This window comes from Pedobacter nutrimenti (assembly GCF_032678445.1).
In the GTDB taxonomy this organism is placed as follows: Bacteria; Bacteroidota; Bacteroidia; order Sphingobacteriales; family Sphingobacteriaceae; genus Pedobacter; species Pedobacter nutrimenti_A.
In genome coordinates, this window is sequence record NZ_JAVTSQ010000005.1 from 163031 (window position 1) to 177930 (window position 14900).

The 14900-nt window shown below is 39.9% G+C and carries 11 protein-coding genes and 1 tRNA gene; 5 read left to right on the plus strand and 7 right to left on the minus strand.

The window, feature by feature from the left end:
- Window positions 1-14: 14 nt before the first annotated feature.
- Complete coding sequence (locus tag R2S08_RS10340) at window positions 15-2462, minus strand: glutaminase family protein (RefSeq protein WP_316835108.1); 2448 nt, start codon at window positions 2460-2462, stop codon at window positions 15-17.
- A gap of 42 nt (window positions 2463-2504) precedes the next feature.
- Entirely contained in the window at window positions 2505-4343 is a 1839-nt protein-coding gene (locus tag R2S08_RS10345) for a glycoside hydrolase family 2 protein (RefSeq protein WP_316835109.1), read from the minus strand.
- A 308-nt stretch (window positions 4344-4651) separates the two neighbouring features.
- Here R2S08_RS10345 and R2S08_RS10350 point away from each other — a divergent pair, with 308 nt between their 5' ends.
- On the plus strand, window positions 4652-7828 hold the full coding sequence (locus R2S08_RS10350; protein ID WP_316835110.1) for a two-component regulator propeller domain-containing protein: 3177 nt from the start codon (window positions 4652-4654) through the stop codon (window positions 7826-7828).
- Window positions 7813-8628, plus strand: a complete 816-nt coding sequence (locus R2S08_RS10355) for a response regulator (RefSeq protein WP_316835111.1) — start codon at window positions 7813-7815, stop codon at window positions 8626-8628. The genes R2S08_RS10350 and R2S08_RS10355 overlap by 16 nt, the downstream gene beginning before the upstream one ends.
- Before the next feature lie 106 nt (window positions 8629-8734).
- Here R2S08_RS10355 and R2S08_RS10360 read toward each other — a convergent pair whose 3' ends face one another.
- A complete protein-coding gene (locus tag R2S08_RS10360; RefSeq protein WP_316835112.1) occupies window positions 8735-8917 on the minus strand; it encodes a hypothetical protein in 183 nt (60 codons plus the stop codon).
- 163 nt (window positions 8918-9080) lie between these two features.
- Here R2S08_RS10360 and R2S08_RS10365 point away from each other — a divergent pair, with 163 nt between their 5' ends.
- The 3 genes from R2S08_RS10365 to R2S08_RS10375 all read left to right on the plus strand — a co-directional run bounded on the left by R2S08_RS10365 (window position 9081) and on the right by R2S08_RS10375 (window position 10564).
- Window positions 9081-9293 (plus strand): hypothetical protein, encoded by a 213-nt coding sequence (locus R2S08_RS10365; protein ID WP_316835113.1) that lies wholly within the window; start codon window positions 9081-9083, stop codon window positions 9291-9293.
- A 171-nt stretch (window positions 9294-9464) separates the two neighbouring features.
- A complete protein-coding gene (locus R2S08_RS10370) occupies window positions 9465-9965 on the plus strand; it encodes a DinB family protein (RefSeq protein WP_316835114.1) in 501 nt (166 codons plus the stop codon).
- 5 nt (window positions 9966-9970) lie between these two features.
- On the plus strand, window positions 9971-10564 hold the full coding sequence (locus R2S08_RS10375) for a pentapeptide repeat-containing protein (protein WP_316835324.1): 594 nt from the start codon (window positions 9971-9973) through the stop codon (window positions 10562-10564).
- 84 nt (window positions 10565-10648) lie between these two features.
- On the opposite strand, the gene R2S08_RS10380 is transcribed toward R2S08_RS10375, so the two are convergent.
- The 4 genes from R2S08_RS10380 to R2S08_RS10395 all read right to left on the minus strand — a co-directional run bounded on the left by R2S08_RS10380 (window position 10649) and on the right by R2S08_RS10395 (window position 14897).
- Window positions 10649-10732, minus strand: a tRNA-Leu gene (locus R2S08_RS10380).
- Window positions 10733-10866: 134 nt separating this feature from the next.
- Window positions 10867-11631, minus strand: a complete 765-nt coding sequence (locus R2S08_RS10385; RefSeq protein ID WP_316835115.1) for an MBL fold metallo-hydrolase — start codon at window positions 11629-11631, stop codon at window positions 10867-10869.
- Window positions 11631-12284: an outer membrane lipoprotein carrier protein LolA gene (locus R2S08_RS10390; protein ID WP_316835116.1), complete on the minus strand. Its 654-nt coding sequence runs from the start codon at window positions 12282-12284 to the stop codon at window positions 11631-11633. The genes R2S08_RS10385 and R2S08_RS10390 overlap by 1 nt, the downstream gene beginning before the upstream one ends.
- Before the next feature lie 36 nt (window positions 12285-12320).
- Window positions 12321-14897, minus strand: coding sequence for an FtsK/SpoIIIE family DNA translocase (locus R2S08_RS10395; protein ID WP_316835117.1), 2577 nt, complete (start codon window positions 14895-14897; stop codon window positions 12321-12323).
- Window positions 14898-14900 lie beyond the last annotated feature (3 nt).

The following is a 14900-nucleotide window of genomic DNA, read 5'->3' on the forward strand; positions in this document are numbered from 1 at the left end:
TTGTTTTTAATTAATTACCTGTTATTCAGCTTGTAATCCAGGAGCTTAATGGAATACCCACCTACTACGCTACGCGCCTGGAAGCCCACTTGTTTACCATCTGTTGTTTCATGCCAATCACTCAGGGGTACCCGGGTTGGGGTTTCTGAAGCATATTTAAATACCGGATTGACCAGTTTATTAAAATCTTCAGGGCTATCCGCAAGGGTTGCTGTCCAAAGAATCCAGTCTGATTTGGTATAGGTACGCCGGCTGTCTAAAGGCAAACCGAATTCCCGTTGTTTGGTTAAATAATAATTGATCTCTTTTTTATAAACTTCTTTTGGAAAAATATCCAGGTTCAATACTTTATCCCATACCAGGTTATATTTCTGGCTCCAGGTGTCCTTTCCATCGAAAGTTAAGGCATAATGATCTCCGGCATCGGCCATTTGCATCCATTTCTGCGCCATTTCTTTTGCCATATGGGCGAATTTAGAGGCCTCTTCAGATTTACCCAGTTTTTCCGCAAGCATACCATAGCCACCAATGGCCACAATTGCTTTAACGGACAAATTTGCATTACGTGCCATGTGGCCGGCAAAATCATCTGTACACAACTGGTTAGCTGGATCCAGACCTGCTTTGCTCAGGTAATTTGCCCAGATGGATAAGGTTTCCCAATGTTTTCTGGCATATTCCGCATTTCCTTCGGCTTTAGCAATTGCTGCTGTTAAAATCACCATATTACCAGCTTCTTCAACAGGCATATCTTCTCCATAAGTTTGACCATTAGCCAGAGGATAAGTGCCTAAATCATGGGAAGGGAAAGGCTTTTTCCATTTTCCGCTTTCGCTATAATAGAATATACCGTTCAACATGCCTTTAAGGAGCTCTGGATTATAGGCCAGAAATAAAGGTGCAGAAGGATAGGTCACATCTACAGTATTAATGGAACCGTTACTGAAGTTTTCTTTAGAAAGGAACAGGATTTCGCCTTGAGGGCTTTGGACTAATTTATGAGCTGAAATGGCCTGCCGGTAAGCCAGATCTGATAGTTCAGCATATTTTTCTCCGCCCGCCTGCAGGTTTTCTGCGTGGAATTTTTGATTAAAAACTTCACATTTCTTTAAAACTGAAGAATACTCCGTATTGGCCAGTGTTAATTGCTTGTCAATAGTTTGGTTGTTGTTCCGATTCCACCATGGCCTGAGGTTTTCTCCAAAATATTGCACAGCGTAAATGTCATCATAACCCACCAAAATACGTTTTTCAATTACCGAAACGCCTATTTCAGTAAAGGGCAGTACCGTTGAAAGACTTAATTTCCTGCCTTCTGCAGCTGCAGTACCTGTTTTTTTACCTGCAACAAAATCAGCAACGGCATCGGCAGAGGGGCTGATATACTGACGTGCATTTGCATTTTGAGGAACTGCAACGTACATATATCCCCAGTCAATACGTACATCATCTCCAGACTTTTTCAAGATGGCTTGTTCCTTTGTGCCCGCTTTCAAAATGGATAATGCACCAGTGTTGTATTGTTTAGCCGTCACTTCTTCATATTCTGTATGGGTAGATAAGGCCGTTGACGCACCTAAATAAACCTCGGCAGTATGTTTTTTTCCATCCTTTGCCTTTACTTTAAAAGACACATAGGATACCGGACGAGACATTAAATCCAAATCATCCATTAACAAGGGGGAAGTAAAAGCAACATCCAGATTCACCGTACCACAATCAAAAGTATAGCTGGTTTGCGTTGCATTCAATTTTATGCTGGTTTGTTTGGCTGCCAGTACATTTTGCTCAGCTGCAACTGGTTTGTCATACACCAATCCCGCGTCCAGCCACTGTCCGCCAACATTATTTCTTACATGAATGGCCAGTACGTTTTTCCCTTTCTTTAATAATCTTTGATCTGTGGGGATATAAATGAATTTACCATTAAAACACTTACAATCAAAGATCTGTGTTCCGTTCAAATAGACTTCAACGTCATCGTCGTTCATTAATTTTAGCTGCAAACCTTTAAAATCTGTTCTGTCCAGGTTAAATGTCCGACGCGCCCAAAGGTCTTTACTCCTCCATTGTGTCGTCGCCGAACCATCGCCAAATGGTGCTGTGCCTGTTTTCCAGCTGCTATCGCTAAAGCCGACCTGCTCCCAACCTTTCGTGGGTTCATTCTCCGTATATTGCACCTGATAGGCCTTTTCGTCTGATGTAGGCAATGCGGTAATAAAATTTCGTTCCTGGTTGCCCAAAAAACGGTATACCTTTCCATCTACCTTAATTAAACCGGTCAAAGATTGTGGTGTACCTGTCCAATGCTTGGTTGGAGAAGCATTTAATTTGTCGGTAAAAGACCAGACACTAAAATAAGGATCGTGCGTAATTAGCGGATAAGCCGGGGCAATCCGCTCTTGTGCAGATGCCCTTAGCAATAGTGCCGCTAAGCTTGCTGTGAGAATAAATCGTTTCATTTGTGTGTATCTATAAATAAATCAGGTGTGTGTTTCATTAATTTATGGTACAAGCGGCAAATACAATTTATCGTGTACACTTTTTAGTTTTTCAACAGGCATTTTAATCACTTTTCTATCGTAGGTCATCAAACCGTTCGTTTCCTGTTCCACATCGGTTGTCTGCGTATAGACCGCAGCGGACAATCCCTTTTGGATGAGTTCCTGCATTTTTGTGATAAATGAACTATACTTACCCAGCATTTCATCGGCAGTTTTAAAAGTCTGATAACCCCAGTTGTCTTTTGCTTTCCAGGTATGTCCTGATACTGGCAGTCCTAAGCCACCAAATTCACCCAGTACAATAGCGTGTGTAGAACCGAATAAGTCTGGTCTTGGCATTGCGGGGTCAGGATAATGGTGCAGATCCACCAAATCGCCTGCAATTACAAAATTACCGCCACTTGCACTGTTCACTAAACGGGAAGGATCTCTCTGTTTGGTCCAATCAGCAATTTCTTTGGTTTTAAACTGCCCCCATGCTTCATTAAAAGGGGTCCATACCACAATAGAAGGGAAATTATGCAGTTGATCCAGGATTACTTCCCATTCTTTACGATACATGGCCTCAGATGCTGGTGTTCTGTTTTTATCGGTTCCACCCAAAAGACCTGGATTTGGCTGCCATTGATTGCCTAAATCCCCACTTGGCATATCCTGCCATACCAGCATACCTAATTTATCACATTCATAATACCATCTTGCGGGTTCAATCTTAATGTGCTTCCTGATCATGTTAAACCCCATTGCTTTGGTTTTAATAACATCAAAATTCAGAGCTTCATCTGTTGGAGCAGTATATAGCCCATCAGGCCACCAGCCCTGATCTAAAGGGCCGTACTGAAAAACAAATTCATTATTGAGCAGCATTCGCTGGATACCATTTTTATCTGCACCAATAGAAGATTTACGCATAGCAAAATAGCTTCCTGCTTCGTCAATCACTTTTCCTTTACGCAACAATGATACATTCAGATTATACAGGAATGGGGAAGATGGTGACCAGAGTTTTGGATTGGTTATGGTCAGTGAAGCCATTGTTCCTGGTTCGATCTCCTGCTCAGCAACTTTGTTTTTCCCATCAAATGCTGTAAGCCTTAACCGATCACCAGGTTGTATGCCTTCTATCTTTGCGGAGACTTCCAGTGTTTTCGCATCGATATCTGGTGTTTGTTTCGTAGATATAATATGAGTTTTAGGAAGTGCTTCAATCCATACGGTTTGCCAGATGCCGGTTACAGGAGTATACCATATTCCTTCGGGTTTTCTCTGTTGTTTTCCTCGTGGCTGGGGCCCTTCGTCTGTAGGGTCCCAAATTCTGACTTTAATTTCCTGTTTGGAGCCTTTTTTTAACAGGCTTGTAATGTTAAAGGTAAATGCATCAAAACCTCCTTCATGCAATCCGGCACTTTTTCCATTTACAAAAACTTCCGTTTGCCAGTCTGCAGCACCAAAATGGAGCATTACTTCTTTATTGTTCATAAAAGAAGGTATATCAATGATATGACTGTACCACAGTACACTATCCTTGCCTACTGTCCGGCCTACACCTGAAAGTGCAGATTCCACAGCAAAGGGAACTAAAATCTTTCCTTCATAGACAGCTGGTGCAGACTGACTTTTAGGTACAATGGCGTAATCCCACAAACCATTCAGATTTTTCCAGTTGCCATTACGTACCAGTTGAGGACGTGGATATTCAGGCAATACATTTTTTGGATCTACTTTTTCCGCCCATGGCGAAACAATTCTGTCCTTAATCAATGCCCAAGGTTTTTGTTGTGCCCGAACGACAGTACAAGTAAATATAAAAAGCAAAGCGCCAGAAAGAATTTTGTTCATGTAGTTTAAAATTTGGTTTCTCAAATATTGGATTTTTGGGCTTGGACTGCTCTACGCATTTGTATCAAGTTTTCTTCAATTTGTCTCTATTTCAGCGAATTTTCTTTTCTTAATTTTAATTCCTGTACACTGGATAGATTTCAGTTACAAGATATCTTCATTGATCCTTACGGTACATTTGATTAATTCGTAACGACGATGTAAAGTATTGCTGTCTCAATATTTCAACATTTAGTCTCAATCTTCATTCGGAATTAAAACAACGTATTTGTTTGATATATTTGAAACATAGAGCCATTTATAAACTATTGAAACTATTAATCCTTGCTTTTTTTCTGCTGACAGCAAAGATGCTGTATGCCCAGCCCTACTATTTTAAGCACTATCAGGTGGAGAATGGGCTGTCTAATAACACTGTATTTTGCAGTGTACAGGATCATAATGGTTTTATGTGGTTTGGCACAAAAGATGGCTTGAACAGGTTTGACGGCTATTCCTTTAAGACTTACAGACATGATGTAAGCAACCCACAAAGCTTGGGAAGCGACAAGATACATTCTTTACTGAGCGACAGCAAAATTGGCATATGGGTAGGCACCGACCGGGGTCTTTATAGGTATGACCCTATAAAAGAGGCATTCAACAGTATAACGTTGACCAGAGGAATGACGATGAGTGTGCTCCAAATGGACCATACAGGCCTGATCTGGATACTTTCCGGAGGTAAAATATATCAGTACAATCCAATTAAAAACAGTCTCACAACTGTACAAATGGAGGCCTCCTTTTCTCCAACTCATCTCTTTTGCCGCCCTAATGGCGAAATGATCATTACAAGCCCGGAAGCCCAGATTGCGTTTTACAATCCAACAGCCCGGGCATTTGAAACCCGGTATTTGCTAGACAAGACACACCCATCCAGCATCGGATGGATCTCTGCAATCAGTGAGACCGGGGATGGCCAGTTACTAATTGGCACGACTAATCAGGGCTTAAAGTTGTTTAACCTGAAAACACATACTTTAAAAGACCTTGCTACGCTGAATACAGACAAGACACATATCTATGTAAGGGACATCAAAGCCTCGGCAAATGAGGAATTCTGGATCGGAACAGAGTCTGGCCTTTATATTTATCGTCACAAGGACAATAGCATCACTCACTTGCATAAACAAGTTGGAACCCCCTATGCTTTGTCAGACAATGCCATTTATACGCTTTGCGCAGATCGTGAGGGTGGCATATGGACAGGAACCTATTTTGGTGGTGTAAATTACTATTCTCCTTTCGCGTCTGTATTCACCAAATACTTCCCGGGCCTTCAGAAAAATGCGATCAGCGGGAGCGCTATCCGGGAAATTTGCAAGGATAAGAATGGAAATTTCTGGATTGGCACTGAAGATGCCGGATTGAACAAACTAGACCCCAGAACAGGTCTTTTTACTTCCTATTTTCCAAATGGCCAAAAGTACAGCATTGCACATTCCAACGTCCATGCTTTACTACCCAATGGCAATCAGCTCTGGATCGGTACTTTTGAACACGGTCTGGATATTATGAATATCAACACCGGTCTTATCACCAAACACTATCATGCTGGAAGGGGTAATTCTTTAAGGTCTAATTTTATATTGTGCCTTTATAAAACCAGGCAAGGCATTATCTTGGTGGCCACGACTTCAGGATTATACAGCTATAATGCTAAGAATGATGATTTTGACCTGGTACCGGGTGTGCCTGTATCTTTCTATAACAATATTATTCAAGACAGTGAGGGGAGCATCTGGGCAGGTACTTATAATAGTGGTCTGTTTAATTTCAAACTTGGAGATCCAACCTTCAGGAATTTCATATCAAAAGACAATGATAAAACCTCCTTGCGCAACAATACCGTAAATGGGATTTTTGAAGACAGCCACAAAAATATCTGGGTAGCTACGGATGGTGGTGGACTGGCCCTGTTTAATAAAAAGACGTCCACCTTTAAATCGTTTACTGTAAGAGATGGTTTTCCAAGCAACTTTCCTTTCCGGATCCAGGAAGATAACAGACGTAATTTATGGATCAGCAGTACAGCAGGCATTTTGCGTTTTAACCCACAAACGAGGGTTGTAAAAGCCTATACCCGGGAAGACGGACTTCTGACTGATCAGTTCAATTATAACTCCTCTTTTAAAGATACCGACGGACGGCTTTATTTTGGTAGTGTAAAGGGTATGATCAGTTTCCTTCCCGAACAGTTGAATACCACAACTGCGACTGCCCAGGTTTTTCTAACCGGATTCCAGATCGATAATACGGAAAACCAGCGTCAGCTGACGAAGTCAATATCGGGCAAATCCATGCTCTACACTAAGGAGATCATCTTGCAGCATAATCAGTCTTCCTTTAGTATTGATTTTGCTGCCCTCAGTTATATTGCTCCGGAAATGACTGAATACGCCTATAAGATGAAGGGTCTGTATAACAACTGGGAATACTTAAAAACAAACAGAAAGGTATATTTTACTAAACTTGCCCCGGGGAAATATGTATTTGAGGCCAAATCGATGATTAGTGGCAGTAAACTTTGGAGCACGAACAATGTACAACTCCACATTACCATACTCCCTCCTTTCTGGAAGACACCTCAGGCTTACTTGCTCTATGCTATTGTAATTATCGGACTGGTTTCGGTTCTGGTTTGGGAATATCATAAAAGAACAGAAAGCAGGAACAAAAGACGAATGGAAATCTTTGGGCACAAAAAGGAAAAGGAGATCTATCAGGCCAAAATAGAATTTTTTACAAATGTAGCCCATGAGGTCCGTACGCCACTTACGCTCATTAAAGGCCCCATGGAAAAACTGCTCAAATTGTCTAAAGAAATACACTCTGATCCAATAGAAAAAAACCTGAGGATCATGGATCGAAATACAGAACGTTTACTTAACCTGACCAATCAATTGCTGGATTTCAGGAAAACAGAAATTTCAGGCTTTTCTCTTAATTTTGTGAAAGCCAATATCTCAGATTTGCTTCGAGATGTCAACTTGCAGTTCCAGTTTGCTGCAGAACAGAAACGGCTCCATTATGAGATGATCCTTCCGGAAAAGGATTTGTTTGCCTATATAGATCTGGAAGCTTTCTATAAGATTATGAGTAACCTGATAGACAATGCCATTAAATACGGTAAATCTATTGTAGAGGTTAAACTCATTGTCCAGGAACATAACGATGAGTTTACCATTCTGGTTAAGAGCGATGGAAGTAAAATCGCTGCTGATTTGAAAGACAAGATCTTTGAGCCTTTTTTCAGGGCAAGAGAAACCGAAATGAAACAGGGTACTGGTATTGGATTATCCATTTCCAAATCCCTCACAGAACTACACAAAGGACAGCTGAACTTGACTGAAAATGAGGGTGATTATAATATATTTGTTGCACGCTTCCCTATTCATCAAACTATGGAATTTAATTTAGAAGGAAAATGGAAAAAGAAATAAGTTTTGTAAATGAAGCAGTGGTTGAGGAAAAACCCGTTGTACTTCTTGTAGACGACAATGAAGATATTCTGGATTTTATTTCTGATGATCTGAGTGAAAAATTCCAGGTATTGGTGGCCGAGAATGGCAAAGAGGGCCTGTTGCGGCTGGAGCAGGAAATTGTACATCTGGTGATCAGCGACGTAATGATGCCTGAAATGGATGGTTTTGAATTTTGCAAAAGAATTAAATCCAGTATTGAATTTAGCCATATTCCAGTGATCCTTCTTACTGCAAAAAATACAATGCAGTCTAAAATTGAAGGTCTGGAACTGGGTGCAGATGTGTATATGGAAAAACCGTTTTCTCCGGAGTTTTTACAAGTTCAGGCATCGAGCCTTATTGCTAACCGCAACAAGATCAAAGCTTATTTCTCGAGCTCCCCTCTTCTCCATATCAAAAGCATTGCTTACTCCAAAGCCGATGAACAATTCCTTGAAAAAATCCAGAGCATTATTGTTCAGAATATTCAAAATCAACAGCTGGACGTAGAACACCTTGCCGAAAACATGAACATGAGCCGCCCAACCTTGTACAGGAAAATTAAATCAATCTCTAACCTTTCTCCTAATGAATTGATTAATCTGGCCCGTTTAAAAAGGGCCGCTGAACTACTCAGTGAAGGGACCTTAAAGATTTATGAAATCTCAGAGATGGTGGGTTACAGTTCCCAAACTCATTTTGGAAGGGTATTTCTAAAACAGTTTGGCATGTCGCCAACAGATTATCTGAACAACAGACCGGTTGAAAAAAGGAAATAATTCCAATAAGCATAGACCAGCCATCCTGAAACCAATAGCCTCATGGTGAGCAGCCATTCTATGTTAACACCCCGGTGCAAGGAAAGCCAGCAAACAGCCTATTAATTTATTGTTTTCCATTTTTGTTGATGATCTCTGCTAAGGCTATATAATAGTTCTGAAAGGCTTCCGGATCCGTATTCAGGAACAGATAAGGTTCAATGAGTTCCAGTTCCATCAAATACAATTCGCCATCGCGATAGACACCATCTACTCTCGCATACAAGGTGTCTGTTGCGAATTTTTCCACATAAAGACCCGCAGATTTAATTTGCTCCGGAGAGGCGGCGACTTTACTGATGATCACGGCCAGGGATACCTCCCTTTAAAGACAGCCATTTCTCAAACAATAGCGTTGATTTTCTGTTCTAATAGTAGTTTTAATCATCAAATAAAATTATTAAACAGCAAATATGGAAGCGTTCAACATCAAGATTAATAGTGATATATACGGAGTAAGGCTTAAAAGTCAAAAACCTTTAAGGATTAATGTAATCCGTCAGCATGTCGGATACGAGATTGGCAGGGATTTCTTTGGTAAATGGTATGATAACTCACGCATGTCTGCTCTGGACGATGATATTATTGAAGAAATTGGTAATTCAGTAGAGGCCAGAGGTCTTTAGCAGCTTTTAGCTATTCCAGTCTTTTAAATATTCATCAACCATATAAGTATGATCGATAATAACAGAAAACTAAATAACTAATAAATATAGCATTCAATATTTTACATCTAATTATTTTAGCATTTGTGATTTTAATCTATATTTGCCTCAGACATTTATAATTTCATCGACATGTATAGAAGCATTGAAGATTTCATCAAGGACTGGACAGTAGAAGCGGAAGGAACTGCTAAAATTTTTTCCTCGATTACAGACAATACACTTAAAGAAAAGGTTCACCCTGATGTCCGTTCACTGGAACGTTTAGCCTGGCACCTGACTCAGACGATTACTGAAATGGGGCACCGCGCTGGCCTGTTTACATCAGATGAGCTGGAACATGTTCAGACACCTGATAATGCTTCGTCTTTGACAGATATCTACACAAAATATGCAAACCTGTTGGTTAAAGCTATTCGTTCAAAATACACAGACTCAGCACTATCAGACCAGGTTGAAATGTATGGAGAACAGTGGGAAAAAGGAAAAATATTGCGGGTTCTGATTGCGCATCAAACGCATCACCGCGGACAGATGACTGTAATTATGCGGATATTAGGTTTACCTGTTCAAGGCATTTATGGGCCATCGAAGGAAGAATGGTCGGAATTTGGAATGGTTGCTCCTGATTGAAAATGATGAACGAGTCAAACGAAACAATCACTCATCAGGGAAAAACATTTACTCAGATTGACTATTCAGAGAAGAAACTGCAAAATCGTGAATTCATAAACTGTGAATTTATTAACTGCAATTTTTCTAAAAGTGATTTGAGCTACAATGACTTTATGGATTGTCAATTCAAACAATGCAATTTTTCCTTAACCACTGTGGTAGGTACAGGCTTTAAAGACGCTACTTTTATCGGTTGCAAAATATTAGGTATTGATTTTTCAAAATGCAACAAGTTTTTGTTTTCCTTCCTTTTTGAACAAAGTCATCTGGATTATTCTACCTTTTTTGGTACAAAACTCAAAAAAACCAAGTTTATAGATTGCTCGCTCAAACAAACAGATTTTGAAGAAACTGATCTGACATCCAGTATATTTCATAATTGCGATCTTTCGGGGGCCAGTTTTGTTCGGTCCATTTTAGAAAAAGCAGATTTTCGAACTGCAAGAAATTTCAGTTTTGATCCGGCCGTGAATAAGGTTAAACAGGCAAAATTTTCAGCATTGAACCTTGCAGGATTACTATATCAGTTCAACCTTGATATTGATTATGATGGCTAATGATTATGCTATCCATAATAAAAAGCAATAGCTTTAAAAATAAAAAAGCAGAATAAACATGTTGTCTATTCTGCTTGCTTAAAGTACCCGAGAGCAGATTCGAACTGCCACGCCGTTGCCAGCACCAGCCCCTCAAGCTGGCGCGTCTACCAATTTCGCCACCCGGGTATATTAAGTGCAAATATAGATTTAATCTCTAAAGTTTATAATGATAATTTGAACTTTTACAACTTATTTTGTTCAAGCACCTATAAAGGATTCTGTACATAACAGATATTCAAGCCTATAACTGATCTCCGAATTTATAAGTATACAGTTAATCCATCATACGCCAGCCGGATGTTTTCTGGCAGAACTTTCTCTACTTCATTGTGCAGGCCGAGGTTATGACTGATATGTGTAAGGTAGGTTACTTCAGCATTAATCTTTTTCGCAAAAGTAACTGCTTCCTCCAGGTTAAAATGAGAAATATGATCTGCAATTTGCAAAGCATTAATCACCAGAATTTTTGTACCCTTAATTTTCTCTGCAGCTTCGTCAGAAATCGTTTTGGCATCGGTAATATAAGTGAAATCATTGATCCTGTAGCCTAGAATAGGAAGCTTATAATGCATAATTTCAATTGGTTCAATCAGGGTCTCTCCAATATTAAAGGAATGATCAGCAGAAATTTCATGTAAATTGATTTGCGGAAGTCCCGGGTACTGAATTTCAGAAAAAATATAGGAAAATTCCCGTCTTAATGCTTGTTCTACTCTGATCGTTGCATAAATGTCAATATTCTTTTTCAACAGGTAGTTAAAAGGCCTGATATCATCCAAACCAGCAATATGATCTTTATGCTCATGTGTATAAATGATTGCATCAAGATCCTTAACGCTAGCTCTGAGCATCTGATAACGAAAATCCGGACCACTGTCAATAACAATGGTTTTATCGTCTGTTTCCAGAAGAACAGAAGTTCTGAGGCGTTTATCCCTGTAGTCATCAGACAGGCAAACTTCACAGCCACAACTGATGACCGGAATTCCCTGTGAGGTACCTGTTCCTAAAAACGTTACCTTCATTATCTCAAATCAACTAACTCCACACCAGGATATTTTTTTGCATCAAAAATAAAGGTGCTTTCAGGCACTTTGACATTCGGCACAAAAGATTTAACGTTATAGGTATATTTATTTCCGTTCCTATCAAAAATTACCACATTAGAGATCTGTTTAGCCATTTTATCTATACTTAGCCTCACCTTAAAATAGGGCTTTTTAATATCGATTGGCGCCAGGTCAACCATTTGATAAACCTTCCCTCCCGATTTACTTTCGCCAGTATAAATAGATTTAAATCCTTTTTCGTACATCGTAAAAATACGGGCAGGATTGAGTGCATCACTTCCGTTATCTACATTAGAAACCTGCACCTCTTTATCTGCTTTAAGGTAACTCCACTGGCTTTTACCATCACTAATCAAATCTTTATCGTCCATGCTCATTTTATACTTATTTGCATTGGCCTTGACATATAGTGTACCTTTTTGGCTTTCTTTTACTTTAGCTTCAGGATTATCTATCGTAAAAACAAACTCTGCTTTTACTACGTCGTAGGATCTGTATTTTTTGCTTACTTCTGCTAAAATAGATTTAGCTTTGGCTTCTGGTTGCGCCTGTCCGGGAGTATAAATCCCCGAAATTAACATGAACAACAGGACTGTTATCTTTCTCATAAAAAAAATTTTACAGGCTTTGAACTACCTGATGAACTAATCGTTTAAGTTATTCAAGAATTGTTCCAAAGCATATTCATCGGGAATCAACACTTCCCTTGCTTTACTTCCTTCAAATGGACCAACCACTCCTGCTGCTTCGAGCTGATCTATAATCCGGCCAGCCCGGTTGTAACCAAGTTTCAGTTTACGTTGGATCAAAGAAGTAGAACCTTGCTGATGCATAACAATTAATCTGGCTGCATCTTCAAACATAGAGTCCCGGTCTGAAGCATCAAAATCCATTTTAGCGTTTTCAGCAGCTTCGTCTACATATTCCGGCAATTGGTATGCCTCTGGATAACCTCTTTGATTACCGATGAATTCAGAAATACGGTCTACTTCTGGTGTATCCACAAAAGCACATTGAAGCCTGATCAGATCGTTTCCTGTTGAAAGAAGCATATCCCCTCTACCAATCAGTTGATCTGCACCCCCGCTATCCAGAATCGTACGTGAATCGATTTTAGAAAGTACCCTAAAGGCAAGCCTCGCCGGGAAGTTGGCTTTAATAGTACCAGTTATAATATTAACTGACGGACGCTGCGTAGCCAAAACCAGGTGGATTCCCACCGCTCTCGCAAGCTGTGCCAATCTGGCAATCGGAGTTTCCACTTCTTTACCTGCGGTCATCATCAAATCCGCAAACTCATCCACAATCAATACAATGTATGGCAAGAATCTATGCAGGTTGTTTGGATTTAATTTGCGTTTAATAAATTTCTCGTTATACTCTTTCAAATTTCTAACCTGTGCATCTTTCAACAGGTCATACCGTTGATCCATTTCGATACAGAGAGAGTTCAGCGTATTAATTACTTTTTTAGTGTCTGTAATAATCGCATCAGCTTCACCTGGAAGTTTAGCCAAAAAGTGCCGTTCTATCTTATTAAACAGGGTTAACTCCACTTTCTTAGGGTCAACCAGTACAAACTTAAGCTGTGAAGGGTGCTTTTTATATAAAAGAGACACCAGAATGGAATTGATCCCTACAGATTTACCCTGACCAGTCGCCCCTGCAACAAGCAAGTGGGGCATTTTAGACAGATCACCTATATATACCTCATTTGAAATGGTTTTACCCATTGCTATCGGCAAATCCATAGTAGTTTGCTGGAACTTTTCTGTAGCCAGGATACTTCTCATAGAAACCATTTCAGGATGCATGTTTGGTACTTCAATACCAATAGTTCCCTTCCCGGGCATAGGCGCAATGATACGTATACCTAAGGCTGCAAGGCTTAAGGCGATGTCATCCTCCAGATTTTTAATTTTCGAAATCCTTACGCCTGGTGCAGGTATAATTTCGTAAAGTGTTACCGTTGGACCAATGGTTGCCTTGATCTTGTCAATCTCAATATTATAATGGTTCAGGGTTTCTACAATCTTGTTCTTATTCGCCTCCAGCTCTTCTGCATTAACGGAGATTTTATTGGAACCATAATTTTCCAGCAGATCCAGATGCGGATACTTATAACTGGCCAGATCCAATGTTGGGTCATAGTTACCAAACTGCTCCACCAATTCCTCAGATTTTTTCTCTTCTTCTGTTTTCTCTATAGTAAGCTCCGGCTCAGCTTTAGCCTCTTCTGCCACCACTTCCATTTCAAATAATTTATTGGGCTGTATAGCGGAAGGAGGTGATGTAGACGGGCTTGGAGAAAGTACGATTGGGGTATTAGATACCGGCAAGGCTACTGGAATAATTTCTTCTGGTTCCTCAGCCTTTCTTTCTTCAAACCGGTTTGGGTTTTGTACAATATTTTGTTCTTGTTTTTGCTGATTTGGAAAGCGGTCTCTTACCGGGAATTCAACTGGCTCAGATTTGATCTCATTTTCAAGCTCAACATGGTCCGGAACTTCAGGAACAAAATTCTTTTTCCGTTCCGGTAGTTTAAAGTCGATATTATAGGCAATAATAAGAATAGTTAAGGCCAGAAAGGCCACCAAACCACCTACTCCCGCCACTCCAATCTGTGCGACCAGCAATTTATTGGTCCAATAACCAAACTCACCTTCAATGTAGTGAGGAGCTTCTCCCATAAAGGAATGTGCAAAGCCCAGTGTTAAAGAGGTAAATAACAGGAAAAACAAGCTGTATCCAAGGGTTTTCTCCATTGGAAAAATCCTAACTTTGAACAGCAGTCGGTATCCAATTACAAAAAACACAAAAATGAACAGGAAAGAAGCCAATCCAAACCACTCATAAATAAACTGATGAGACAATAATGCTCCAAATTTACCCAACCAGTTTTGTACAACCGGGGTTACATTCAGGGCTTTGAGCTCATCAAAAGTTTTAAATAAATTATGCCATCCCCCATTCGCATCAATCACATAACTGTAATCGTCCTGCCATGTAAACAGGTAGGAAGTAAATGCGATAAGAAAATATAAAGACAGAATTACAAAGAATAATCCCAGAATTTTAATGACACGTTCATTATGAAAATCAAAACTGGGCATTCTTGTCTGAAATCGCTCCCTTTCCGGTTTGGCCGACCTTGCACCTTGTTTTTCCGCAGATTCGTTCTTGAATGAATTAGATTTAAATTGGTTTCCCCTTAGCGCCATTTT